Source organism: Collinsella sp. LCP21S3_D3, from assembly GCF_052118305.1.
In the GTDB taxonomy this organism is placed as follows: domain Bacteria; phylum Actinomycetota; class Coriobacteriia; order Coriobacteriales; family Coriobacteriaceae; genus Collinsella.
On sequence record NZ_JBQKHK010000020.1, the window covers coordinates 1 to 25381 of the forward strand.

Genomic DNA, 25381 nt, shown 5'->3' on the forward strand with positions numbered 1-25381 from the left:
TTTCCTCAGCTCCGCACCCTGTCGGGTTCGAATCCCGGCATATCGGTAACAAAAAGCCCGCTACTGAATTGGTAACGGGCTTCTCAGATTCTGTGGTGCCCCCAGCGGGATTCGAACCCGCGATATCCACCTTGAAAGGGTGGCGTCCTTGGCCGCTAGACGATGGGGACAGCGGGAAAGAGTATAGCAGACTTTTTTGTCGGCGCGTATATCGTTGGCAAACTGGAAAACCACCACACAGGAGCTGGCCCTCTCCCCCCGATCTTCAAAAATCTCAATCTATAACATCTGGGCGGGTAAATCGGCCTTATCTGTTACAGATTGAGACAAAATGCAGGCGTCGGGACGAGCGTCTCAATCTGTAACAGTAAGACGACCTTTGGTGGTCTAGATGTTACAGATTGAGACAAACCGCTGGGACGGGTCAAAACCACCACAAAGGTGCCTGTCCCTTTGTGGTGGCGGGGCGTTAGGGGAGGAGCTTCATCGCGGCGTCGTGGGCGGCGTGCTCGTAGGTGTCGTCGAGGGGCTTGAGCGGCAGCAGGGCGGCGGCCTGCGCATCGCCACGGCGCTCAAGGGCATGGGCGATGAGCCAGTCGGCGAGCTCGGGGTTCTTGGGCAGTGCCGGTCCGTGTAGGTACGTGCCGATGACGCCCTTGTAGATGAGGCCCTCAAAGCCGTCGTCGCCGTTGTTGCCGGTGCCCGTGACGACAGATGTTCCGAGCGGCGTGGCCTCTGCATCGAGCAGGGTGCGGCCGCCGTGGTTCTCGAACCCCACAAAGGGCTCGGGTGCCAGGTCGGTCTTGACGGCGACGTTGCCTATCAGGCGGTCGGAGCCGCGCACGGTCTCGGCGGCGATGACACCTAGACCCTCGATGCGATTTTCGCCCATATAGTACGAACGACCGAGCAGCTGGTAGCTGCCGCAGATAGCGAGCAACGAGCCGCCGTCCTCAACATATGTCGCAACCTTGTCCTTTTGAGCGAGCAGCTCGTGTGCCACAGCCAACTGATCGCGGTCGGCACCGCCGCCCATCATGACGATGTCGGCGTCGGTAAGATCGAGCGTCTCGCCCATGCGGACCTCGTCCACGCGCGCGGGAATGCCGCGCCAGGCGCAGCGGCGCTCGAGGGCGATGACGTTGCCGCCGTCGCCATAGAGGTTGAGGGCATCGGGATACAGATAGACGATACGCAGCGGGCGCGGAAGCTCGACCGGCGCAATATCGGTGGGGACGGCGCTGCCATCGGTGCGTGTTACGGCGCAGGAGGCAACCGAGCTCGCATCGGCGTCTTTAAGTCCGTCGAGCTCTTTGACCAGCGGCGGGAATGCCGTGTAATTGGCGACGGCGTAGAAGGTGTCATCGGCGGCCTCATCTGCCACGGCGCCGATCGCCTGCTCGATATTCGAGATGATGGCGGCGTCGATGCCGGCGTACTTCAGGCGCACCTGCATGTCGTGCGCGCGCGTACCCCCGGCAAAGGCGACAAGCCCTGGGGTATCGGCGATGCGCTCGAAGTCGACGTCGTAGATCCACGAGACATCGTGGCCGTCGGCGTCGTTGTCATTCAGGAAGAAGGCGCAGAGCCTGCCGCCTGCCGTTTTAATGGACTGGATCTGGCGATCGAAGCCCACGGGATTTTTGGCCAGGTTTGCCTCGACGGTACGGCCGGCAATCTCCCAGCGGCCCATGCGTCCGCCGGCGGGGACGTAGGCATCGAGCGTGGGCTGCAGATGCGCTGCGTCCACGCCCAACTCACGCGCCGCAAAGAAGGCGGCGGCAACGTTGTAGACCATGTACAGGCCGTTGTAGCGCGTGGCGATGTGCGTTGCGGGCGCTTTTGCCTCGGGTCCAAAGGTCAGGTCAAAGCCGTAGCCGTCGCAGCCGAGCTCAACGCCTGTCACGCGACGGACCAGCGCGGGGCGACTCCAACCGCACGAAGGACAATGATAGGCGCCGAGCTGGCCGTACTGCACATAGTCGTACTCCAGCGGCGCGTTGCATTGCGAGCAAAAACGCGAGTCGCTAATGCGATCGGACTCGGTGCCCGTGGCGCCGTCGATACCAAAGGCGATGCTCATATTGGGGACGCGTGCGGCGATCGAGGCGCAGAGCGGGTCGTCGGCGTTATAGATGAGCGTCGTTGCCGGCGAAAGCTCCAACGCGTGGGCTATGACGTCCTGGGTGTGGTCGATCTCGCCGTAGCGGTCCAGCTGGTCGCGGAACAGGTTGAGCAGCACAAAGTAGGTCGGCTTGAGCTTGGGCAAGACGCGCACCGTGTAGAGCTCGTCGCACTCAAAGACGCCTACGCGCTTGCCGCTGCCGGCACGCTTAAGATCGCTGCGGCCCTCGAGCAGGGCACCCACCACGCCCGGCTCCATGTTGTTGCCCGCGCGGTTGCATACCACGGTGGCGCCGCTGGCGGCAACGGCGTCGGCGATGAGGTTGGAGGTGGTGGTCTTACCGTTGGTGCCGGTGACCACCACGCTGCGGTCGACAAGGCTCGCGAGGTCGCTTAGCAGCTCGGGGTCGATCTTCATGGCGATGCGGCCGGGGAGTACGCCGCCCTGGCGCTTAAGGATGGAGCGCAGCCCCCAGCGGGCAATATCGCTCGAAGTGCAGGCGAGAGATGAGCGGAAGTTCATGAAGCCGTTCCTAACGTGAATGACATGGTCGTGGCGATCGTGCCGTTAAAAGCCATAACGGCGCGCAAATTCCTGGGCAAGCTGCGATACGTCTTCGCAAGCGTTGGCCCAGGGGGCAAAGTCGGGGGTATCCGAGATGATACCGTCGGCCTCCCAAACTGCCTGGTGCGAAAGGTCCCAGGGGTCGTGCGGCTCGGGCCGGCAGGGAAGGTACGGCGTCTGATACATGGGGTTCAGCAAAAAGAACGCGCCACCCTCGCAGCGGTTGGCAAACTCACGCAGGGCGCGTGTCGCCGGGCGCATCTTGTTTGTTTTGAACAGCAGGATCGTGCGGGCGAGTAGGTACCAGGGGGAGTTCTCGAGGGCATCGGCCCCCATCTGCTCCTCGAGCTGGTGGGCCAGGGCAAAAAAGCCGTCCTCGTCTTCCAGACGAGCGAGGGCGAGTAGCACGGTGCCGGCAGCTCGGGTGGGATAGCCTTCCGCCTTAAGAACACGGCGAGAATAGTTGACGGCAGCACGGTAGCGAGCGCTCGCCATGCACAGCTGCGAGATGGCCTCGAGCGTGTGGAGCCACCCGATAAGCGCCGGCTCGCTCACGGTGAGATCGGCCGCCGTCACGCCGTCTGCCAGCACCTTGTTGGCCCAGTAGTGCGGAGCCTCCATGTCGAATCCGGGCACGCTTTGCCGTAGGTAATCGGCTGTGGTCGCCTCGAGCTTCATCAGGTCGCCCAGGCAGGCGTCGACGGGCGTGTCCGCCAAAATGATGGCAAGCAGCTGGGCATCGAAGACATACGCATCGACGCGGACGATCTTGAGCAGCTCATCGCGCATATCGTCGAACAGGCGGTTGCGCGTCTGCTCAAACTCCTCATCGCTGCCCATATCCTCGATACGATGGAGCTCGTCGAGCAGGTGGCGGTGAACACCGGCATAGGAAAGCAGTGCCTGGGCATGCTCGGTCTGCGCATACTTATGGGGGTTGACGCTCACGTCGTTATGGACAAGATCGCGTGCTGCATCGGTGAGTTCGGGGTGCGACGCAACGTAGGCGCGCTCCAGGTAGGCGGGGATGTAGACGCTCGGATCCATTAGAGGTCTCCTCCCTTAAACGGCAAGCCCTGCTCGGCCGCCCGCAGGATGCGCTCGTCGATCTGGGAACGCACGATATCGTTGGTGGCGACCCAGGCGGCAAAGCTGGCGTTGTCGGGGGCGCCCAAGCCCTCCTGCAGTACCGGCGTCGCTTCGGACAGCGCAAGGACAAGCTCGTCGGTGGAGCCCACGCCCACGTTGACGCGGGCATAGACGCCATCGGGAAACTCGGTTTGAAAGTAAAGCGCCTCGGCTGCGTGCGGGCACGAGCGCGCAAGGATGCGCAAGTAGTGTTCGGCGCCCTCGTAGTCCAGCTCGCGCCAGGCAGCGCTCATCAGCGCGATGAGCGTCCACGGGTCTAAGTCGCGCTCCGCGTCCTTGGGACGACGGCGCAGCGGCGTGTTGGCGAGATAGGGGACGGAGTGGGCAGAGCGAAAGCGTTTGAGCTCCTCGGCGGGGTATTCGAGTTTTGCCATGGCGAGCATCGCAGTGTGGCGGACACCGGCCGGATCGTTGGGGGCAAAGTCCAGGCTGCGGTTTGCGGTTTCGAGCGACAGGCGGTAACGGCCGCTAATGAGGGCGCGCGACGCAAGGGCGGCAAGCCAGCGCAGGTAGGGGCGGCGTGTAAGGTCGCCTGCGGCCTCGCGCTCGTAGGGGTCCTGCGCCGAGGCGATCTTGAGTGCCAGGTCGTGCTCGACTTCATCGCGCTTGGATACCAAGTACTGTACGTACTCCTCGTTTGAGTTAGCGGTGAGGGCGGTCAACATGCGCTGAGCGTCCCAGTTGGTCGGGTCGAGTGCGGCTGCCTCGCGAAGCATGTTTTCGGCAGCGGTCTCTTCTTGCTCTGCCTGGGTATCGTCAGGGATAAAGGGAATGCGGTAGTCGACAGCCTCGACCACCTTGGCAATCAGATGTCCGGCGCGGTCGCGGTCGTGCACGATGAGCGGCGCGGGGTTGCGGGTGAATTGTTCCATCAGACGCTCTACGGCAGGGCCGTCGGTGAGCGGGATATTGTCGCGGCGCAAGGCCTCAAGAACGAGGCGATGGCAATCTTCTTGAATGGGATCGAATGCCATGGGGCCTCCTTTGCTGCGGTTAGGGTTCAAATGTCTCTATATAAAGTTCTAGTTTACCCGCATGAGGCACATTGGGAGTGCCGCACTTGGACATGCACCTTTGCACCACGAAGACGGATGTCGCACAAATGTCGGAACCTTGGACGACCGAGTGGTATCACGGTGCCGCAAACGGTCGATTTTTGGCGGCGAACGGTGTGTCTTTTGGAGGGGCACAGTCCTGACCTGGATATGTGGTCAACCTTGATAAAACGTTTGCCCAGCTTGGGAGTATGAATGCCGCATAAGGGTCTTCAGGGATAGAAAAAACGTTTCATCATTGTCGACTTTCGGTAAATAACTGACCAACCAGAACGGTAAAATACTATTTGTCTGAGCGTTGAGACGTTTAGACATCACGCATTGTCATCGCCGGCAACGCGCAAAACGGTCCTAACGGAGCCAATCGGGTGCTCCGTTATATACGCAAGTCTAAGAGGGGCTTGTTTAGGAGGCACAGTATGGGACGTTTTACCAATCCTCGCGATCTGTACTTTGGTGAGGGCGCTCGCCACGAGGTGAAGAACCTCAAGGGCAGCAAGGCCATCATCGTGACCGGCGGCGGCTCCATGCGCCGCGGCGGTTTTTTGCAGGACGTCGAGGCCGACCTCAAGGAGGCCGGTTTCGAGGTCAAGCTGTTCGAGGGCGTCGAGTCCGATCCGTCCGTCGAGACGGTCATGAAGGGCGCCGAGGCCATGACCGAGTTCCAGCCCGACTGGATTATCGCCATTGGCGGTGGCTCGCCCATCGATGCCGCTAAGGCTATGTGGCTGTTCTACGAGTATCCCGAGGAGACCTTCGAGGAGGCGGTCGTCCCGTTCTCCTTCCCGGAGCTCCGTCAGAAGGCTCACTTCTGCGCCATCTCCTCTACCTCCGGCACCGCTACCGAGGTCACCGCGTTCTCCGTCATCACCGACTACGCCAAGGGCATCAAGTACCCGCTGGCCGACTTCAACATCACCCCTGATGTCGCCATCGTCGACCCCGAGCTCACCTACACCATGCCCGCCAAGCTGTGCGCTCACACCGGTATGGACGCTCTGACTCACGCCATCGAGGCCTACGTCTCCACCGCTGGTTCCATGTACACCGACGCCAACGCCCTGCATGCTATCCGCGAGATCGTCGAGTGGCTGCCCAAGTCCTATCAGGGCGATCATGAGGCCCGCCAGCACATGCACGACGCCCAGTGCATCGCCGGCATCGCCTTCTCCTCGGGTCTGCTGGGCATTGTCCACTCCATGGCTCACAAGACCGGTGCCGCCTTTGAGGGCGACCACATCATCCACGGTTGCGCCAACGCCATGTACCTGGGCAAGGTCATCCAGTTCAACGCCAAGGACGCTCGCGCCAAGAGCCGCTACGCCTTCATCGCCAAGGAGATCCTGCACCTCGCCGGCGAGACCGAGGACGAGCTGGTCGAGGCTCTGGTCCAGGAGATTCGCGACCTCAACGACAAGCTTGACATACCGCAGGGCATCAAGAACTACGGTGCCAAGGGCGTGAAGGCCGACGAGTCCATCATCGATTACGATGAGTTCGAGGCTAAGAAGCACGACGTTGCCGCCAACGCCATCCTCGACGCCTGCACGGGCTCCAACCCGCGCCAGCCGTCTCAGGAGGAGATGGAGCAGCTGCTCGAGTGCGTCTACACCGACACCCCGGTCACGTTCTAATCGGCACACATTGTTCTGATAAGGGTCTCGCGCTCTGTGCGCGGGACCCTTTTTCTATGGTGCAATCTAACCTGTCCTCAATGCGCCAAGTTGCCACAAGGGGACAGGTGGCTTTGCACCAATCGTTGTTTGATGAAGGGCGGATTCTCGTATGGCGCTTCCTATGGTTTATGGCGGTCCCGGCCGGTATGTTCAGGGGCCGGGCGAACTTTCGCGTCAGGGCAGATATTTGTCATGGTTGGGCTGCGCTGCCTATGTCTTGTTTGACCAGGGCACCGAGGATCGGCTGTGCAGGCAGATCGTCGATGGATTTCTGGACGAAGATCTAAGCGAGCCGTTCTTTAAGATTTATGACGGTCCGTGTACGGAAGAGGCCGTTGTCGAAATGGCTAAGGAAGCCCAGGCTGAGTATTGCGACATGGTGGTGGGTATTGGCGGCGGCAAGATGCTCGATATCGCCAAGGCCGTTGCGTTTTATGCCGAGTTGCCGTTGTGCGTATGCCCCACGGCGGCTTCGATGGACGGCCCGTGCAGCGCGATTTCGGTGCTGTATCACGAGGATGGGTCGTTCGACCGCTATCTGATGCTCGAAAAGAATCCAGATTTGGTTGTGGTCGATACCGGCGTGGTCGCGGCAGCCCCGCTGCGTATGACGGTCGCTGGTATGGGCGACGCACTGGCAACGTATTTCGAGGCTCGTTCGTGCGCCGCGGCGCACGGCGCCAACGAGCACGGTGGCGCGCCGGGACACTTGGCCTTGGTTGCGGCTCGTGCCTGCTATGACACGCTTATGGAGTTTGGTGTCGCTGCCAAGCGCGATCTCAAAAAGGGCCGTATATCGCCGGCGGTTGAGCGACTGATCGAGTGCAATATCCTACTCTCGGGCGTCGGCTTTGAGAGCGGTGGCTTGGCGTTGGCGCATGCCATCGCCAACGGCCTGACGATTCTGCCCGAGTGCAAGGCCATGCATGGTGAGGCCGTGGCATTTGGCCTGGTGGTGCAGCTTCGTTTGGAGCGCGCGCCCGAGCTTGATCAGGTGCTCGAGTTTTGCCGGCGCGTTGGTCTGCCGACGACACTCGAGGAGCTGGGCCTTGGCGAGATTTCCGATGCCGACCTGCTGAGCGTTGCGGACGCAACCTTTAAGAACGAGCGCAATATGGCAAACGAACAGGCCAAGGTGACCAAACAAAAGCTCGTGCAGCTCATGTGCGAGGCATAGCTTGGCGCTTGATTGACCTTGTGCAATCGAGGCGGCGATAGGCCATTTGTCTCAAAGATGCGCCGCATGTAATTTGCCCGAGGCGTGGGCCGATGGCGTATCATTATCTCTTGCTTGTTTGCACTGCTCAGGGAGGGGCCGCGCATGGCGCAGGAACACGATCTGTTTGATGACATTATCGAGATCAGCAAGGGTTTCGACTTTCTTAAAAACCCGCTTGGCGGTGTGACCGATGCGCTCGATCCGTCGGCGCCGCAGTGGAATCCTGCCGACTACAAGGAGCGTCCGCGCGGCAACACCATTCCGTGCCTGACCTGCAAAAACGAAAAGAGCGGCTGCACTGCGTGCATGGATGTGTGCCCGGTCAACGCTATCGAGGTCGAGGAAGACTCCATCGAGATTCTCGATTCCTGCCGCAAGTGCGGCCTGTGCGCCGCTGTCTGTCCGACCGAGGCAATCATCTCGCCGCGCCTGGCGCCCAAAAACCTGTATGACGACATTGTCTCGGCGGCAACGAGCCACGAGACCGCCTACGTCACCTGCACACGCGCCCTCAAGCGCATGCCGCGCGAGAACGAGGTCGTCGTTGCCTGCGTGGGCGATATTACGGCCGAGACCTGGTTCTCGGTACTGGCGGACTATCCCAACGTGAGTGTGTACCTTCCTCTGGGCGTGTGCGATAAATGCCGCAACACCGGCGGCGAGGATATCCTGGGCGAGGCGATTGCGAAGGCTGAGGAGTGGTCTGGCACGGGTATGGGCCTGGAGGTCGACCCCAAGAACCTCAAGTGCCATAAGCTTCGCGAGTACGAGCGCAAGGAGTACATGGAAAAGATTGCCCGCACGACGGGTCTGACGGTGACCAAGCTCAACCCGGCGACGGCGGCGCTGGCCTCGGTGACGCAGAAGTTGAAGGCCCATCGCCATCAGATTACCCAGCTGGAGCGCACGCTCAACACCATGTGCGGCACCACGACGGCAAAGCGTCGCCGTTCGCTCACGCATGGGCGGCAGCTGGTGCTTTCGACGCTGCAGAACCATCCCGAGCTTGCCCAGAACATGCAGGTGAGTACGCCTGAGTGCGATTTTGACAAGTGCACGTCGTGTGGCGAGTGCGTCAATGTATGCCCCACGTTCGCCTGCGATTTGGTGGGAAGCGGCCGCTTCGCGTTGGAGTCCACGTATTGCTTGGGCTGCGGTGCCTGTGTCAAGGTTTGTCCCGAACATGCGCTCAAGCTGGTCGAACACGATGCGTCCAACTTGGTTGTCGTCGACCCCGAAGCCGAGGAAAAGGCCGCTCAGAAGGCCAAAGCCCACGAAGAGGCCCAAAAGGTAAAAGCCGAGGCGAAGGCCAAGCTCGACAAGATGCTCGACCAGGTGGAGAAGCTCGCGGACTAGCCAGCTACCCCAATCTCTGCTTCATTTGCGCCGCCGCGGTGTCCGGATTCGCCCGGATGCTGTGGCGGCGCTATACTTATGCAGTTTGAAGTACCTGTACCAAAAGGAGCTGTCGTGTCCCTTTCCATCGGTATCGTGGGCCTGCCCAACGTGGGCAAGTCGACGCTGTTCACCGCGCTTACCAAAAAGACCGGCCTTGCCGCCAACTACCCGTTCGCCACGATCGACCCCAACGTGGGTATCGTCGATGTGCCCGATAGCCGCCTGCAAAAGCTCGCCGACATTGTCAACCCTGGCCGCATTGTGCCGGCTACGGTCGAGTTTGTCGACATCGCGGGCCTGGTGAAGGGTGCCAACGAGGGCGAGGGCCTGGGCAACCAGTTCTTGGCAAACATTCGCGAGACCGACGCCATCTGCGAGGTCGTGCGCTACTTTAAGGATCCCAACGTCATGCGTGAGGTGGGTCGCACGGGCGAGTTCGTCGATCCCGCCGGCGATGCCGACACCATCATGACCGAGCTCATCCTGGCCGACATGGGCACGCTCGAAAAGCAGCTGCCTAAGCTCGAGAAGGAGGCCAAGCGCGACAAGGAGCTCATGCCCAAGTTTGAGGTCGCCAAGCGCCTGCTCGCCTGGCTCAACGAGGGCAAGCGCGCCGCGTCCATGGAGATGACCGACGAGGAGCGCGCCGCTGCGAAGGGCCTGTTCCTACTCACCATGAAGCCCATCTTGTATGTGGCCAACGTGGACGAGGACATGCTCAACGAGGACCTGGCGCCCATCGATGGCGTCAAGCCACTGCCGATCTGCGCCAAGATCGAGGCCGAGCTTTCCGAGCTCGATCCCGAGGATGCGGCCGACTACCTGGAGAGCCTGGGCCTGGAGCAGCCCGGCCTGGACGTGCTCGCGCAGGCAGCCTACAAGCTGCTCGGTCTGCAGTCGTTCTTTACGGCTGGCGAGATGGAGGTCAAGGCCTGGACGGTGCGTCAGGGCGCGACCGCCCCGCAGGCCGCCGGTGTCATCCATACCGACTTTGAGCGCGGCTTTATTAAGGCCGAGGTCATTGGCTATGACGACTACATCGAGCTCGGTGGCGAGCAAGGCGCCAAGGCTGCAGGCAAGCTGCGCATCGAGGGCAAAGAGTATGTCATGGCCGATGGCGACGTCGTGCACTTCCGCTTTAACGTGTAAGGACGGCGAGCATGTTTAAATATGGAAAAAAAGCTGGCTACATGGGCATCGCGCTGCTGGTGCTTGCAGTGCTTCCGCTGGTGGTCGCAGCGTTTGTAATCCCCAACATTGGTCCCGAGGTGGCAACAAAGTTTAATGCCGCCGGTGAGGTGACGCGCTGGGGCAAGAGCTACGAGCTGCTGGCATTGCCGGTGCTCAACCTGCTGCTGAGCGTGGCGACGTACTTTACGGCGGGACGCCAGGCAAAGAACAATGAGGACTCCGCCGCCATGGCGCGCATCGTGTGCGAGCGCTACCTGCGAAACGGCTGCATCACGGGCGCATTCCTCAACGTAATTAACGTCTACTTTATGTATTCGGCGATTACCGGCACAGGCTTTGGCCTGGGCTTTTAGCTTGCGCCTTTAGGCAACGAGCCTGCAAGCATATTCGATGGCTGCTGCGAGGCCGCCGCTCGATCGTGGTTGAAAGACCACATCGGCGGCGGCCTCGTTTTCGTATCCGGCACCGCGAAGGCAGAGCGCGATACCGGCTTCCAAGAGAAGGGGCAGGCCACACTGGCTGGTTGTGATTACGGCAGCCTGATTGAGTGAGCAGCCGTGCGCTTGGCATTGGATGGCAAGTTCACCTTGCGCCGGGCAAGGGACCAAAACGGCGGCGACGCGACTTGATAGCAATGCAAATGCTGTGCGCTCATCGGGCGAAAGGCATTCTGCTTCAACGACGACGAGCTTGGGCGGTGCGCTGTTTGTGCGAAGCGTGGCTCGGTACATGCGGACCGAAGAACCCGACATAGAAAACTCCTGTATATTGGGCAAAACGTAAACTATAGTTTACGTTTTTGTTTTGCTCCATTTCAAACTCGTCTGCATGAACGAACATGCGAAACAGATTCTTGGCGAGCGAGTCGAGCGGACGCGCAAGGCCCTTGGTATCTCCAAGGTCGATTTTTGCGTGGCGGTTGGAATCAGCCGACCTTATCTCGATCAAATCGAAAGCGGAACGGCAAACAGCACGCTCGAGATTTTATTTAAACTTGCGCCCGCGCTTGGCATGACGGTGTCAGAGCTTCTCGAGGGCATTGAGTAGGCGTTTTTGCTAGATTTGTCGTTTGCTGAACGGGTCCCCCCGACGGCGGCGTGCAAAAACCCGAGTATTCAGCATCCCTCAATAAATTGACAGCAACCGAAGGCGCAAATACGATGCTTGCTGTTTTGGATTATCCACAAAATTCATTATTATGAGGAATAATAGACGCGTGGGACAAGCCTATCGAACCGAAAAGCGATTTACAGCTAGCGGTTTTAACGTTTCTGGAAGGGGCGGGTGCTGAAAACTCCGCTTTTTGCACGTTCCGAGAGGTACCACGTGCCCCACAAGGCCCAAAGAGGCGGATTTTGTTTTAGCTACACCATCGGGATGCGGTCATGGTTGACTTGGCTGTAGAACAGGCGCTGAATTTCGGCCGCATCACGTGACTGGCCGAGCGCCCACATGGTCTTGGCCACGAGCGTTTCGGTGGTCATATCGTCGCCGCGTAAAATACCCGGATGGTCGGCGTAGGCACGGCCGACCTCATAAACACCCAGATCGAGGCCCTCTTCGGGGACCTGTGTGGTCATAACGACGGTGCGACCCGAATCGACCCAGCGGAAAATCGCCTCCTGGAATGACTCGCCGGACTCGCCAAACTCGGGAATACCGCCAATGCCAAAGGTCTCCAGAATTACGGCGTCGTAGCTATCGGTCAGGGCGTCCAATATGCCTGGATTCACGCCGGGCGTGAGCTTAAGGACAAACACGCGCGGGTCGATACTGTCGTAGAAACGAACCGGGCTCTCATTCTGGTGGGTGCCGTGGAGCCCGTTGCGCACGATGCGGTCGTTGCGGATGTAGGCAATGGGCGGATAGTTGACGCTAATGAACGCGTTAAAGCTCATGGTGCGCTGCTTGCGGGCGCGCGTGCCGGCGATGGCCACACCGCCAAACACGATTGAGACGTCGTGCGAATGCTCGTCAAGCGCATAGAGCAGGCTCTGGTACAGATTGAGCTTGGCATCGGTAAAGGGGTTGCCCATGGGCTTTTGCGAGCCGGTGAGCACGATGGGCTTGGGGCTGTCCTGAATCAGGTAAGAAAGCGCCGCCGCGGTGTAGCTCATGGTGTCGGTGCCGTGCAGAATCACGAAGCCGTCGTGGTCAGCATAGCCCTCGACGATGACGTCGCGGATCCGCATCCAGTCACTCGGACGCATATTGGTGCTGTCGATGTTCATGGGCTGCACGACGTCGAGCTCGCAGAGGCCCGAGATCTCGGGGACGCTCTGGGCGAGCTCCTCACCGGTCAGGGCGGGGGAGAGGCCGTTGCCGTCCTCGGTCGATGCGATGGTGCCGCCCGTGGCGATGAGAAGGATGCGCTTCATGCTGGTATTCCTATCGTATTTGCCGCCGCAGAGGCGGAGTCGTTCGGCAGTATTGTGGCACAGGGCGTCCAATGTTCAAACGTATTACATCATCTGTAACGTTTGGTAACACTTCAATTGCCGTCAAATAGGGGCCCAGGTCGTGCGTTTGCCGTGCGCTGATGGCTGCGAGGGGCGAGAAACCCCATATAACGTGTACACTATGAAAGTTATTCTCGTTTATTCGCGCGGGTGGGCATCGGCTCCCCGCCAACAAGAGGGGGAAACCATGGATCAAAAGGCTTCCGCAAAGGTCCTCGTACTCGACTTTGGTGCGCAGTACGGTCAGCTCATTGCCCGTCGCGTCCGCGACCTCAACGTGTATTCCGAGATTGTTCCCTGCGACATCTCGGCCGATGAGATTCGCGAGATGAACGCCTCTGCGCTCATCCTTTCCGGCGGCCCGGCCTCCGTGTATGCCGAGGACGCTCCGTCCATCGATCCTGCCATCTTTGACCTGGGCCTTCCCGTCCTGGGCTTCTGCTACGGCCATCAGATCACGGCCGTGACGCTCGGCGGCAAGGTCGGCCACTCAGAGGTGGGCGAGTACGGCCGCGCCACTATTACGCGCACTGCCGGCGCCAAGCTCTTTAACTCCACGCCCATGAAGCAAACCGTGTGGATGAGCCACCGCGACGCCGTGTCCGAGGTGCCCGAGGGCTTTACCGTTACCGCCAGCACCGACGTGTGCCCGGTTGCCGCCATGGAGTGCCCCGAGCGCAAGATTTTCACCACGCAGTTCCACCCCGAGGTCAAGCACTCCGAGTACGGTCAGCAGCTGCTGAGCAACTTCCTGTTTGAGATCTGCGGCCTGGAGCCCAACTGGAGCATGGACAACCTGGTCGAGACCATGACGGCCGAGTTCCGCGAGAAGGTCGGTAACGACCGCGTGATTCTGGCCCTGTCCGGTGGCGTCGACTCCTCCGTCGTGGCTGCGCTGGGCGCTCGCGCCGTGGGCAAGCAGATGACCTGTGTGTTCATCAACCACGGCCTGCTGCGCAAGGGCGAGCCCGAGCAGGTGGAGGAGGTCTTCACCAAGCAGTTCGATGTCGACTTTATCCACGTTCACGCCGAGGACCGTTATGCCGAGCTTCTGGCCGGCGTGACCGAGCCCGAGGAGAAGCGCCGCATCATCGGTACTCAGTTCTGGAAAGAGTTCTTCGCCGTGGCGCAGCAGCTCGAGACCGATGGCAAGCCGGTCAAGTACCTGGCTCAGGGCACCATCTACCCCGACATCATCGAGTCCGGCGCTCGCAAGACGGGCGGCAAGACGGCCACCATCAAGAGCCATCACAACCTGATCCCGTTCCCCGAGGGCGTACACTTCGACCTCATTGAGCCGCTTGATCACTTCTTTAAGGACGAGGTCCGCGCGCTTGGTCTGGCACTGGGCCTGCCGGGTCATATCGTGTTCCGTCAGCCTTTCCCGGGCCCGGGTCTGGCCATCCGCATCATCGGTGCGGTCGACAAGGAGAAGCTCGAGATCCTCAAAAACGCCGATGCCATCGTGCGCGAGGAGCTGGATGCCTACAATCAGCGCCTGTTTGAGCAGACCGGCGAGCGCAACTCCGAGCACAGCTGCTGGCAGTATTTCGCGGTCCTGCCCGACATCAAGTCCGTTGGCGTTATGGGCGACGAGCGCACCTATCAGCGCCCGATCATCCTGCGTGCCGTCGAATCCAGTGATGCCATGACCGCCGACTGGGCCAAGCTGCCCTACGATGTGCTGGCCCGCATTTCCGGCCGCATCGTTGCCGAGGTCCCCGGCGCCAACCGCGTGTGCTACGACATTACGTCCAAGCCGCCCGCGACCATTGAGTGGGAATAGGAGAAAACTGGGAATAGAATTCCCAATTTTAGTAGGAACAGCGTAATTAGGTACGCGAATGGGAAGGGGAGTCCCGCGGGACTCCCCTCTGTTTAGATCGAGAATTAGAACGGTAACGTCACGTATGCTTTATACGTGCTTGCATTTGCGATACGCGGCTAACGCGATGCCGACTGCTATCAGGGCTGCTGCACTGAAGCAAAGGGATGCCAGGAGTGCCATCTGGTTGTCACCGGTCCGGGGGATTGTTGAGTTGGTGGGAGCGGAGTCGGCATTCTTCTCCCACTGGGCGTACAGGGTGGTGTCCTGGTCTGCGTTCTTCTTGGGGTCGAAGGCCTGCTTGCCTTCCTTGTCGTAGGTCCAGACCTTGAAGGTGTAGCCTTCGGCGGCAGGATCATCGATAAGGGTGATGGGCTTGCCCTTCTCGGCCTGCTTGGTCACACTGTCGCCGTGGCCGTTCATGTCTAAGGTGACGTCGACCATTTCGATGATGGGAGTGGAGGGAGCTTCCCAGACAGCCGTGAAGGTGATGTTTTCTTTAGCGGTGTATTCGCCGATAAAGGGATCGGTACCTTCGGAGCCCTTCATGATCCAGCCAACGAATGTGTAGTCGCCGTCAGTGCCGAGGTCAGGGAGTTCGACGACTTGGCCCTTGTTCACGGTCACGGCTTCAGGTGCGGTCCCGAATTCGGATTCGAAGGAAACGGTGACCTTTTCCTTTTTGGTCCATTTGGCGTAGACGGTCATGCTCGTAGCGGCGGTGCCGTTGAACGAGGTGGTGAGGCTCTCATCGGTGAACCAGCCGCCGAAGTCATAATTCGGGTCTGTGGGCTGGGGCAGGGTAACGGATGTCCCCTTCTCGACCGTAATGGGGTCGATCTGGGTTCCGTGGCTGTTCATATTGAAGGTCACGGTGACGGTTTCATAAAGCTCTGCTTTAGTGAATCGGGTATTGGCATCCGAGCCTTCAATGGAAGATCCTGATTGATCGGTAGGAGAAATAGGTGAAACAAAACGGGCGGTTAATACCGATCCCTCTTCCGTTGTCAGCTTAAGGACAGATGGGGGAATTGGATCGTTGCCGTTATTCATGATGAAGGCTTCCAGGTCATCGCTCGAGCTAGCTCGTTTTATTTCAAGCGTAAGGTTCTTTCCAGCTGTTGCTGGAACGCCGCCAACTCCCGGCTCTGGGGCGCTATTCCAAGTGGCAATGGGTCCTTCGCCTTCAGCCCAGGCGTAATTCTGGGTGCCGGAGAAGGTGAAGGCGCAAACGCCTACGATGGCTGTGAGCGTGAGGAAGAAAACCGTCCGGCGCCTGGCCAAGGTCTCTTTAACCTGTATCTTCATCGTATCCTCCAATTCAAGCGTGCGTTCCCTATTGCAACATTGCATTTCATGTTAACAGAGAATTATTTTCGGGCATGTCCCTTGCTCAGCTCGGCCTTGCTCTGGACGGGGATGCTTCGTGGTCTTGATGGGGTGGGTGCCTAATTCAAAGGAGGCAGAATCTGGTTTGGTGGTGCAGAAAAGCAACAAATATGATTTATTAGAGAGGTAATTACATTCAAACGACGCATAGCCAACAAAGATTCGGTTATTCTTTACCAAATCGAAAAAACGCAGCAACACACTGTACGTCGTGTTGCGTTTTACGTTGGTTCAATTCGGTGCAATTGGAGCAGACATGAGCTTCATGGATTCCAAATTCTCCAAATGGGGAGAGGTCGCAACTGCAGTTCTCTCCCAATCGCTTGCGAAAAGATTTGCGAGGGTGATGCTGGCGGCAGTGCTGGCAGCATCTTTTCTACCCGTTGCAGCTTTCGCTGATGCCCCTGCAATCAGTGGCCCAAATCAGATTAAGTACTACATGACTGCGCAATATACCAATGGAACATCAAGATCTAACTATATTTGGAAGTGGTCCACTGTGGACGGTGGAAAAATCGAAATCTCGTATCTTGAGGGTCTTTATCCTGATCACAAGACCGTTTCTGTAACGGGAATTGAAGTCGGCAGCGTGATTTTGGAGGTTTCGGGAGGTAATAAGGATCCAGAACAATTCGTAATCAATATTGGAAAGCGTACCGTAAATTTGTCTTCCGGGAGCGCCTTTAAGACCTATGACGGCAGGCCTCTTACCGGAGGAATTAGTGTCGATGGGGACGGTTGGGCTCCTATTGACGAAGACAGAGTTCAATACAATCAGGCCTCTCGGACAGATGCTGGCGAATCGGAAAATACGTTTGATGTAGTGTTTCCTTTAGGTAGTGAGGAATACTTCGAGGAACACTATGATCTTAATATCAGGGGGCATGGTGTCTTGACGGTCGAAAAGCGTCCGGTCACCCTGACCTCCGCGAGTGGTTCCAAGGAGTACGACGGCAAGCCCTTGACCAATCACAAGGTCACCGTTGGGGAGGCTACCTGGGGCACTGGTTGGGTCGATGGCCAAGGTGCCACCTATTCTTTCACCGGCTCGCAGAAGATCGTCGGCTCCTCTGAGAATACATTCGAATGCATCCCCAACGAGGGAACCAATCTGGACAACTATCAGATCAACAAGACGTATGGAACCCTGACCGTTACCGACCGTAGCGAGAAGTACCAGATCACCCTCACTCCCAATTCCAAGTCCGCGACCTACGACGGCACCGAGAAGTCCGTATCCGGTTTCGAGACCCTGGAGTTCCAGATCAATGGTCAGACCTTCTACGTTTCCGGCGTTGAGGCTTCTGCAACGGGCACCGATGCAGGCGAGTACCCTGTCAAGGTTTCCGGCCAAGCTGTCGTCATCGATTCCGATGGCAATGACGTGACCGACCAGTTCACCGTGAACATCGACGATGCCAAGCTGACCATCGTCGGGGTCGACTCCGATAAGTCTGCATCCAATCTCCCTCACACCGGCGATAGCGCCGCCCTCTATGCAATGGGCATCTGCGGCGTTGCGATCGCTGCCGGTGCTGGGGCGCTCTTCACGTTCAGAAAACGCAACAACTATAAATAAGCACGGATACCATTGGTGCAGCTCCATTGAAATGAAGCGCTAAGATAATCAGCAAAGGGGCCTTCCCGTCTGGGAAGGCCCCAACTTTGTGCGCGAGCATGGCATGTCAGAGAGCAAGCGTTTTGTTGAGGGGGTAAATTGTTTGCTAGCAGCCTCTGACCATGCTAAATCTGCCTACTATTCAAACAGAAAAACGAGCAGCTCAACATATTTTCCTGCAGAAAAGAATACGGCAGTGCACGCAACGCGGCCGGCCCCTTCCCTTCCTGCCGAAATCCACACGCCTGCCATCCGCTTTTTCTATGCAAATATTCACAAACACGCAAAAAAGGAATACAAATACCTTATCGATTATTTGAACGAGAAAGGGAACACAATGGGCAGACTCGAAGGCAAAGTTGCTATCGTAACGGGTTCCACCAGCGGTATTGGCATCGGTATCGCAAAGGTATACGCAGCCGAGGGCGCAACGGTTGTTATTAGTGGTCGTCGTGCCGAAAAAGGCCAAGTTGTAGTTGATCAAATTGTTGAAGCAGGCGGCAAGGCAAGCTTCCACTATTTCGACATTACCGAACCAGCAAGCATCGAAGCGCTTATTGCAGACACTGTAGAGCAATACGGCAAGCTCGATATTTTGGTAAACAATGCAGCAAACGTTGCCCTCAAGGACGGTCGTGTTGACGAGCTCACCCTTGAAATGTGGGACGCTATTTTGGAAAGCGACCTGCGCGGCACCTTCTATGCAACGAAGTGCGCTATCCCCTACATGAAAGAAATTGGTGGCGGCGCAATCGTAAACATTGGCTCTATGGCATCATGTGCAGGCGACTTAGGTTCTACCGCTTATGCATGCGCCAAGGCGGGCGTAGACATCTTCACGCAATACGTTGCCTTGCAATACGGCAAAGACAACATCCGCTGCAATTGCATCCGTCCAGGCCTGATTGTTACGCCAGAAAACGAGGCGAAGGTTCCTCAGATGCTCAAAGATATCTTCTTGGGTAGCATCATGGTTAACCGCTACGGTTGCCCAGAAGACATTGCTCATGCAGCCGTATATTTTGGCTCCGATGAAAGTACCTACACCACAGGACAGATCATCAACGTTGACGGCGGCATGAATTCGCACGCTCCAACCGTTGCTCAGTTCCGCCAGATGAATTCCCGCACGTGGTAATTCGTACAGGCGCATAGACCAGTACGAAAGCGCGAACGCGAGAATGCGGAAAGCGTGAACGTATGAACGCATGAACGTGCTAGAGTGTGAAAGCGCGAAGGCGCGCAGGACTGATGCGCGAAAGCACACCACGCACGCAAAAGATTTCTTGCAGATAGAATCTACATGGCCACCCTTTGCGGGTGGCCATGTTTTTTGTGCAGGCAATCTGTTGGCTAAGGCTTATAGGACAAAATGTGTGTCCACGTTGGGGGCATCGGCGCAGGTCGATGCCCCTTTTTCAGCCGTATAAATTCCGTGCCCGCTTTTAACCGCTCGGACAGAATGTGTGTCCGGTTGCCTATCGTTCCCGCAGGCAGATAACCTTTTCCGGAACCGTTAAAAACCCTTTCGGAAGAGGTGCCCATGAAGACCGTCTATTGCTCCTACTGCGGCGGGCGGGGGCTCAGGCGCAGGACGGCACAGTTCTGGGAGGTCTGGCCCATGCTCGAGTGCGTCGACGAGGTCCACAGGGTCGTCTTCGTCGACGGCATATACCTCGCCAGGGACCTCGTCGTCCTCATCGCGCGGTTGCGGAGGTGTGGCCGCAAACCATGGTCCAGCGCTGCCTTTGGCATGCTTTCTCCCAGGTGAACAGGCACATGACTAGCAGGCCGAGGCTGAGGGCGGGGATGCTTCGTGGTCTTGATGGGGTGGGTGCCTAATTCGCAGGAGGCAGAATCTGGTTTGATGGTGCTGAAAAGTAACAAATATTGTTTTATTAGAGGGGTAATTGCATTCAAACGACGCATAGCCAACAAAGGCTCGGTTATTATTCACCATATGGAAATAGAGTTTGTAGGTTCTCAGACCGATTGTGGCACATCGAAAAATGCGATTCGTGTAACGCTCGACCCGTCTATTGCCGAATACTACAACATCGTGAAGAACGAAGGTAAATTGACGGTCGAAAAGCGTCCGGTCACCCTGACCTCCGCGAGTGGTTCCAAGGAGTACGACGGCAAGCCCCTGACCAATCACAAGGTCACCGTTGGGGAGGCTGCCCGGGATACTGGTTGGGCCGATGGCCAAGGTGCCACCTATTCTTTCACCGGCTCGCAGAAGATCGTCGGCTCCTCCGAGAATGCATTCGAATGCATCCCCAACGAGGGAACCAATCTGGACAACTATCAGATCAAGAAGACGTACGGAACCCTGACCGTTACCGATCGTAGCGAGAAGTACCAGATCACCCTCACTCCCAATTCCAAGTCCGTGACCTACGACGGCACCGAGAAGTCCGTATCCGGTTTCGAGACCCTGGAGTTCCAGATCAATGGTCAGACCTTCTACGTTTCCGGCGTTGAGGCTTCTGCAACGGGCACCGATGCAGGCGAGTACCCTGTCAAGGTTTCCGGCCAAGCTGTCGTCATCGATTCCGACGGCAACGATGTGACCGACCAGTTCATCGTGAACATCGACGATGCCAAGCTGACCATCGTCGGGGTCGACTCCGATAAGTCTGTATCCAATCTCCCTCACACCGGCTGCGGCCGCCCCCTACGGGATCAGCCGTCTTCGGCCGTTCTTCATCCCTTCCAGAACAGCTGGGTGAGTTCTTGGCGGGTGGTGGTGCCGGTTTTCTTCAGAATGTTGTGCACATGGGCCTGCACGGTGCCCAGGGCCAGTTGCGGCGAACTGGCGATGTTCTGGTTGTCCTTGCCCTGCAGCACCTCTTTCAAGATGACGCGCTCGCGCGCGGTCAGGTGACAGTGCTCGCAGAGGGCGAGGAGCAGCTCGTCTACGTATTCTTGGGCGTCGGGCGCGTCGGTTCCTTAGAACGGAGGCGCAAGGTGTTGACAGCGGCGCACAGGGCGAAGAAACCAGTTCAATATCAATCCGTCTAGGCGTTAGGACTAGTTAGGATTAGTTAGGATTAGTTAGGATTAGCCAGGGTAAGGTGTGCGGTGAGCTAATGTAATCTGAAAATAATCCTGGTTATTTCTTCTCAAAACTACGGGTGCGCCCCATGCTGTGTGGCGCAAGGGAGCGTCTCGCTCATTTCGGGGCGCTTCATGGGGGGCGCGGTCCGCAAGGGGCGGTCCGGCCAACGAATTTTGAAGGAGATTTCAATGGTCAAAGATTACATCGACACCAACGACTTCACAAAAGAAGAGCTGCTCGGCATGGTAGATCTGGCCATCGCCATGAAGGGGCTCATCAAGGAGGGCGGCGAGTACCCGCACCTGCTGAAGGACAAGACCCTCGGCATGATCTTCCAGCAGGTGTCCACCCGTACCCGCATCTCCTTCGAGACGGCCATGAGCGACCTCGGCGGTCACGCCCAGTTCTTCGGCCCCGGCTCCATCCAGCTGGGTGGCCATGAGTCCATCGAGGACTCCGGCCGCGTTATGGGAAGCCTCGTCGACATCCTCATGGCCCGCGTCGATCGTCATAAGGATGTAGTGAGCTTGGCGAAGTACTCCGCGGCCCCCGTCATCAACGGCATGAGCGAGTACAACCATCCCACCCAGGAGCTCGGCGACCTCATGACCATGATCGAGAACTTGCCCGCCGGTAAGAAGATCGAGGACTGCAAGTTTGCCTGGATCGGCGATGCCACCCAGACCTGCGCGTCGCTCATGTTCATCTGCACGAAGATGGGCATGGACTTCGTGCAGTTCGGACCGAAGGGGCATCAGATTCCCGACGGCTGCCTGCATATTGGCACCGATGAGGAGCGCGCCGAGTTCGGCAAGCATCTCATGGCTATCGGCGAGGAGAACTGCAAGGTCTCCGGCGGCACCATCACCATTTCCGACGACATTTCCTGCATCGAGGGCGCCGACTTCGTGTACACCGATGTGTGGTACGGCCTCTACGACAGCGAAGTCTCCAGCTCCAGCTACATGGATGTGTTCTATCCGAAGTACCAGGTGACCTGGGATATGATGAACGTTGCCGGTCCGAACAGCATGTTCATGCACTGCCTGCCCGCCAACCGTGGCGAGGAAGTCGTCGACGAGGTCATGGACGATCCCGAGCGCTCCCTGTGCTGGGTCGAGGCCGAGAACCGCAAGCACTCCATTCGCGCCATCCTGGCCACTCTGTGCCCCCAGAGCGAGCCCGACGAGCAGAAGGCTGCGGCATACCGCGCCACCATCAATGAGCGCATGGCCGCTCTCGGTAAGCACGGTCTGTAAGACGTACCAGGTCGGGCGAGCTACGGCTCGCCCGCCTTCGCAGGAGATGGGCGACCTCATGGCCATCGGCGAGGAGAACTGCAAAGTCTCCGATGACAACCGAGTGCATCAAGGGCGCCGACTTCATCTACACCGACGTGTGGTATGGCCTGTACGATGCTTTCTGATGGGCGGCAGCAGATGCTTGTCTCTTGCTGCCCATCATCTGCGCCACTGCGCGTAAGCACTGGCGCCCTGTCTGAAAACGACTGAGCAAAGGATTAAATATGAGTGACGGAAAGAAAAAGCTTTCCTTCCTGACGGTCATTTCGACCATCATCTGCGTCGTCTTCGTTTGCGAGGCCGCCGCTCCTGCTGCCGCCATTGGCAACCAGCAGTTCTTCTGGTGGATCTTCCTGATCCTGACCTTCCTGCTCCCTTACGGCATGGTCGTCGCCGAGCTCGGCACCACCTATGACGGCGAGGGCGGCATTTACGACTGGGTACGCGATGGCCTGGGCGACAAGTGGGGCGCCCGCATTTCGTACTACTACTGGGTCAACTACCCGCTGTGGATCGCCTCGCTGGCGACCATGTTCCCCGACATCCTGGGCATGGTCTTTGGCGTCGAGTTCAACCTGATCGCCAAGATGGGCATCGAGCTCGCCTTCGTGTGGATCGTCTACCTCATGGGCCGCTCCAAGGCGGCCGACTCCGAGTGGGTCCTCAACGGTGGCGCCCTGATCAAGGTCGCCGTTGCCGTCATCGTCGGCGCCCTGGGCATCTGGTATGCCATGGAGAACGGTTTCGCGAGCGACATGTCCGCCGCCACCTTCCTGCCCGAGCTCACCAACACCAACGCCCTGGGCTACCTGTCCATCATCATCTTCAACTTCATGGGCTTCGAGGTTATCTGCACCATGACCGATGATATGGCCGATCCCGCTCGCGATATCCCCAAGGCTATCGTCGTCGGTGGCGTGGCTATTGCCGTCATCTACCTGTTCGCTGGCTTCGGCATCGGCGCCGCCATCCCGGCCGACTCCATCGACCCCGACTACGGCATGATCTTCGCAGTCCAGACCATGGTGGGCGATTCCGTGCTCTTCAAGGTCATCTGCATCGCCTTCCTGATCACCCTGTTCGCCAACATGGCCGCCTGGTCCTTCGGCGTCAACTCCGTCGCCCGCTACGCCGCCGAGCACGGCAACATGCCCAAGGTCTTCGCCTCGATGATCTCCGAGGACGACATGCCCAACGGCGCCAACCTGGTCAACGCCGTCGTCGCCTCCCTGGTCCTCTGCCTGCAGCTCGTTCCCGTCGACGCCATCTCCAACGGCGTCTTCTGGATGCTCTTCGGCACCTCCGTCGTCTTCCTGCTGCTCACCTACATCCCGATGTTCCCGGCGTTCCTCAACCTCCGCAAGAACGACCCCAACCGCGAGCGCATCTTCACGTTCCCGTTCAAGGGCGCGATGATGAAGGTCATGCTGGCCATCCCCTGCATCGAGCTGATCCTGGCCATCGTCGCGACGCTGGCGCCGTTCTCCGCCGCCGAGATCGGCGAGAAGGTCCCGATGATCATCATCTTCATCGTGCTCATGCTCATCGGCGAGGTCGTCCGCGTCGTCAGCGCCAAGGGCCGCGAGACCGAGTACAAGGGCCTCACCCCCGAGCTGGCCGCCCAGCGCCTCGCCGAGGAGGCCGAGGAGAACTAGGGCACCCGGTTCCGGGCACCCCGGCCTCCTCGGAGGTGTGCCCGGGCGACGGGTCCGCCAACCATTCCCCGGGGCGGGTGCAGGCGATAGCTCCGGCAGCCGCCGACCGCCCCGACCCCTCTCCCGTATCCCTCGTGCGCCCTGTCTCCGCGCACCTGGCTACGTCGTCGCCCGCCGGTGCGACCCCGTGAAAACCGGCGCCGGGCGCCCCGACCTCTGCCGGGGGACGGGCGCCCGCCATCTCTTGGTCCTAGGCCGCGGGCAGCCCGCCCGCGGCAGACGATCGTCCGGTTTGGAGGAAATCTTATGCGTACGATCACCGAGTCCGAGTCCACCCCTAGGGCCGACGGCTTCTTCATGCCCGCCGAGTTCGCCCCCCAGGACCGCGTGTGGATGGGCTGGCCCCACCGCACCGACACCTGGGCCCACGGCGCCAAGCCCGCCCAGAGGCAGTATGCCGCCATCGCCCGCGCCATCTCCGAGTTCACCCCGGTCTACATGTGCGCCAACCAGGTCGACTACGCCAACTGCAAGGCCGTCTTCGAGAACGACGAGAACGTCACCGTCGTCGAGATGACCACCGACGACGCCTGGTTCCGCGACACCGGCGCCACCTACGTCATCAACGGCAAGGGCGAGAAGCGCGCCAACCACTGGCACTTCAACGGCTACGGCGGCCTCATCGACGGCCTCTACTTCCCGTGGGACAAGGACGAGCAGATCGCCCTCAAGATGGCCGAGCTCTCCGGCTGCCGCCGCTACCGTCCCGACGACATGATCCTCGAGGGCGGCTCCATCACCGTCGACGGCGAGGGCACCCTCGTCGTCACCGACCAGTGCCTCCTGTCCCCCGGCCGCACCTGCTCCGCGGTGCTCGAGGAGGAGGACCCCGAGTCCATCTGGCCCAAGTACCGCAAGAAGTTCGAGCCCTGGAGCGAGGAGCTTCGCGGGTACATGACCGAGCACCTCAAGGACTACCTCGGCGTCGAGAAGGTCATCTGGGTCAAGGAGGGCATCGACCCCGAGGAGACCAACGGCCACATCGACGACGTCGCCACCTTCATCGCCCCGGGCGTCATGGTCTGCATCTGGACCGACGACCCCGAGTACCCGTTCTACGAGCAGTGCCACGCCGCCTACGAGACCCTCTCCAACGCGGTTGACGCCAAGGGCCGCAAGCTGAAGGTCTACAAGCTCTGCATGCCCGTGAAGCCGCTGTACATGGACCAGGCCTCCTGCGACACCATCGACGCCGACGAGAACGCCGAGCCGCGCGTCCCCGACGAGCCGCTGATCGCCTCCTACATGAACTACCTCGTGACCAACCACGGCGTCATCGTCCCGCAGTACGGCGACGAGAACGACCGGCTGGCCGTCGACACGCTCCAGGAGATCTACGACGAGGTCTGGGGCGAGGGCGTCTACAAGTGCGTGGGCGTCCAGTCCGACCAGGTCGTCTACGGCGGCGGCAACATCCACTGCATCACGCAGCAGGAGCCGTCCGCCTAATGGCCCGGCCTGCCGGGGCGCGGCGCCCCTCTTTCACGGGGATCCGCCGCACCCCGGAGGCCTGGCCGGCCGGGCGTGTTGATGTTCACTAAGAAGTGGTCCGAGTGATCACTGGGAAATGAGCACCGTGAGCACGAAAAATTGAGCAGTTTAAGCAAGAGGGCCGCGCCCCGGGGACCGGGGGCGC

At 59.3% G+C, this 25381-nt stretch carries 21 protein-coding genes and 1 tRNA gene; 13 read left to right on the top strand and 9 right to left on the bottom strand.

Features of this window, described 5'->3' with window-relative positions:
- Positions 1-93: 93 nt before the first annotated feature.
- From ACTQ1S_RS08155 to ACTQ1S_RS08170, 4 genes are all read right to left on the bottom strand, one after another.
- Positions 94-170 (bottom strand) — tRNA-Glu (locus ACTQ1S_RS08155).
- A 299-nt stretch (positions 171-469) separates the two neighbouring features.
- The gene (locus ACTQ1S_RS08160) at positions 470-2647 is read right to left on the bottom strand and encodes a MurT ligase domain-containing protein (RefSeq protein WP_427747550.1); all 2178 of its coding nucleotides are present in this window, start codon (positions 2645-2647) and stop codon (positions 470-472) included.
- 45 nt (positions 2648-2692) lie between these two features.
- Positions 2693-3736 (bottom strand): hypothetical protein, encoded by a 1044-nt coding sequence (locus ACTQ1S_RS08165; protein WP_427794487.1) that lies wholly within the window; start codon positions 3734-3736, stop codon positions 2693-2695.
- The gene (locus ACTQ1S_RS08170) at positions 3736-4812 is read right to left on the bottom strand and encodes a hypothetical protein (RefSeq protein WP_154517956.1); all 1077 of its coding nucleotides are present in this window, start codon (positions 4810-4812) and stop codon (positions 3736-3738) included. Before ACTQ1S_RS08170 ends, ACTQ1S_RS08165 begins: the two co-directional genes overlap by 1 nt.
- Positions 4813-5312: 500 nt before the next feature.
- On the opposite strand from ACTQ1S_RS08170, the gene ACTQ1S_RS08175 reads away from it, so the two are divergent.
- From ACTQ1S_RS08175 to ACTQ1S_RS08195, 5 genes are all read left to right on the top strand, one after another.
- The gene (locus ACTQ1S_RS08175) at positions 5313-6527 is read left to right on the top strand and encodes an iron-containing alcohol dehydrogenase (protein WP_117794788.1); all 1215 of its coding nucleotides are present in this window, start codon (positions 5313-5315) and stop codon (positions 6525-6527) included.
- Positions 6528-6678: 151 nt separating this feature from the next.
- On the top strand, positions 6679-7746 hold the full coding sequence (locus ACTQ1S_RS08180) for a glycerol dehydrogenase (protein ID WP_441547486.1): 1068 nt from the start codon (positions 6679-6681) through the stop codon (positions 7744-7746).
- A 144-nt stretch (positions 7747-7890) separates the two neighbouring features.
- Positions 7891-9144, top strand: coding sequence for a 4Fe-4S binding protein (locus tag ACTQ1S_RS08185; RefSeq protein WP_441538914.1), 1254 nt, complete (start codon positions 7891-7893; stop codon positions 9142-9144).
- Between the two features lie 114 nt (positions 9145-9258).
- Positions 9259-10335, top strand: a complete 1077-nt coding sequence (gene ychF, locus ACTQ1S_RS08190) for a redox-regulated ATPase YchF (protein ID WP_089572784.1) — start codon at positions 9259-9261, stop codon at positions 10333-10335.
- Positions 10336-10346: 11 nt separating this feature from the next.
- Positions 10347-10730: a DUF1648 domain-containing protein gene (locus ACTQ1S_RS08195; RefSeq protein WP_154517947.1), complete on the top strand. Its 384-nt coding sequence runs from the start codon at positions 10347-10349 to the stop codon at positions 10728-10730.
- A 9-nt stretch (positions 10731-10739) separates the two neighbouring features.
- On the opposite strand, the gene ACTQ1S_RS08200 is transcribed toward ACTQ1S_RS08195, so the two are convergent.
- The gene (locus ACTQ1S_RS08200; protein WP_441042349.1) at positions 10740-11129 is read right to left on the bottom strand and encodes a hypothetical protein; all 390 of its coding nucleotides are present in this window, start codon (positions 11127-11129) and stop codon (positions 10740-10742) included.
- A gap of 76 nt (positions 11130-11205) precedes the next feature.
- Between ACTQ1S_RS08200 and ACTQ1S_RS08205 the strand changes: the two genes are divergently transcribed.
- Complete coding sequence (locus tag ACTQ1S_RS08205) at positions 11206-11424, top strand: helix-turn-helix domain-containing protein (protein ID WP_427719445.1); 219 nt, start codon at positions 11206-11208, stop codon at positions 11422-11424.
- A gap of 317 nt (positions 11425-11741) precedes the next feature.
- Here ACTQ1S_RS08205 and ACTQ1S_RS08210 read toward each other — a convergent pair whose 3' ends face one another.
- On the bottom strand, positions 11742-12755 hold the full coding sequence (locus ACTQ1S_RS08210) for an asparaginase (protein ID WP_154517941.1): 1014 nt from the start codon (positions 12753-12755) through the stop codon (positions 11742-11744).
- Between the two features lie 268 nt (positions 12756-13023).
- Here ACTQ1S_RS08210 and guaA point away from each other — a divergent pair, with 268 nt between their 5' ends.
- Complete coding sequence (gene guaA / locus ACTQ1S_RS08215) at positions 13024-14622, top strand: glutamine-hydrolyzing GMP synthase (protein WP_441538912.1); 1599 nt, start codon at positions 13024-13026, stop codon at positions 14620-14622.
- A gap of 129 nt (positions 14623-14751) precedes the next feature.
- Here the strand turns inward: guaA and ACTQ1S_RS08220 are convergent, their stop codons facing one another.
- On the bottom strand, positions 14752-15969 hold the full coding sequence (locus ACTQ1S_RS08220) for an InlB B-repeat-containing protein (protein ID WP_441547487.1): 1218 nt from the start codon (positions 15967-15969) through the stop codon (positions 14752-14754).
- 337 nt (positions 15970-16306) lie between these two features.
- On the opposite strand from ACTQ1S_RS08220, the gene ACTQ1S_RS08225 reads away from it, so the two are divergent.
- The 3 genes from ACTQ1S_RS08225 (at position 16307) to ACTQ1S_RS08235 (ending at position 19439) form a co-directional block, all read left to right on the top strand.
- Entirely contained in the window at positions 16307-17629 is a 1323-nt protein-coding gene (locus ACTQ1S_RS08225; RefSeq protein ID WP_441547488.1) for an LPXTG cell wall anchor domain-containing protein, read from the top strand.
- A gap of 103 nt (positions 17630-17732) precedes the next feature.
- The gene (locus tag ACTQ1S_RS08230; protein ID WP_441538907.1) at positions 17733-18806 is read left to right on the top strand and encodes an SDR family NAD(P)-dependent oxidoreductase; all 1074 of its coding nucleotides are present in this window, start codon (positions 17733-17735) and stop codon (positions 18804-18806) included.
- Positions 18807-19211: 405 nt separating this feature from the next.
- Entirely contained in the window at positions 19212-19439 is a 228-nt protein-coding gene (locus tag ACTQ1S_RS08235; protein WP_441538498.1) for a hypothetical protein, read from the top strand.
- Positions 19440-19451: 12 nt separating this feature from the next.
- Here ACTQ1S_RS08235 and ACTQ1S_RS08240 read toward each other — a convergent pair whose 3' ends face one another.
- Together ACTQ1S_RS08240 and ACTQ1S_RS08245 are read right to left on the bottom strand one after the other, a co-directional pair.
- The gene (locus tag ACTQ1S_RS08240) at positions 19452-20327 is read right to left on the bottom strand and encodes a hypothetical protein (protein WP_441538500.1); all 876 of its coding nucleotides are present in this window, start codon (positions 20325-20327) and stop codon (positions 19452-19454) included.
- A 47-nt stretch (positions 20328-20374) separates the two neighbouring features.
- On the bottom strand, positions 20375-20518 hold the full coding sequence (locus ACTQ1S_RS08245) for a LuxR C-terminal-related transcriptional regulator (protein WP_441044900.1): 144 nt from the start codon (positions 20516-20518) through the stop codon (positions 20375-20377).
- A gap of 399 nt (positions 20519-20917) precedes the next feature.
- On the opposite strand from ACTQ1S_RS08245, the gene ptcA reads away from it, so the two are divergent.
- From ptcA to ACTQ1S_RS08260, 3 genes are all read left to right on the top strand, one after another.
- The gene (gene ptcA, locus ACTQ1S_RS08250) at positions 20918-21988 is read left to right on the top strand and encodes a putrescine carbamoyltransferase (protein WP_441056337.1); all 1071 of its coding nucleotides are present in this window, start codon (positions 20918-20920) and stop codon (positions 21986-21988) included.
- 266 nt (positions 21989-22254) lie between these two features.
- Positions 22255-23685 carry an APC family permease gene (locus tag ACTQ1S_RS08255; protein ID WP_441064158.1) on the top strand — a complete coding sequence of 477 codons (1431 nt, stop codon included), beginning with the start codon at positions 22255-22257 and terminating at the stop codon, positions 23683-23685.
- A gap of 306 nt (positions 23686-23991) precedes the next feature.
- A complete protein-coding gene (locus tag ACTQ1S_RS08260; RefSeq protein WP_441538502.1) occupies positions 23992-25194 on the top strand; it encodes an agmatine deiminase family protein in 1203 nt (400 codons plus the stop codon).
- Positions 25195-25381 lie beyond the last annotated feature (187 nt).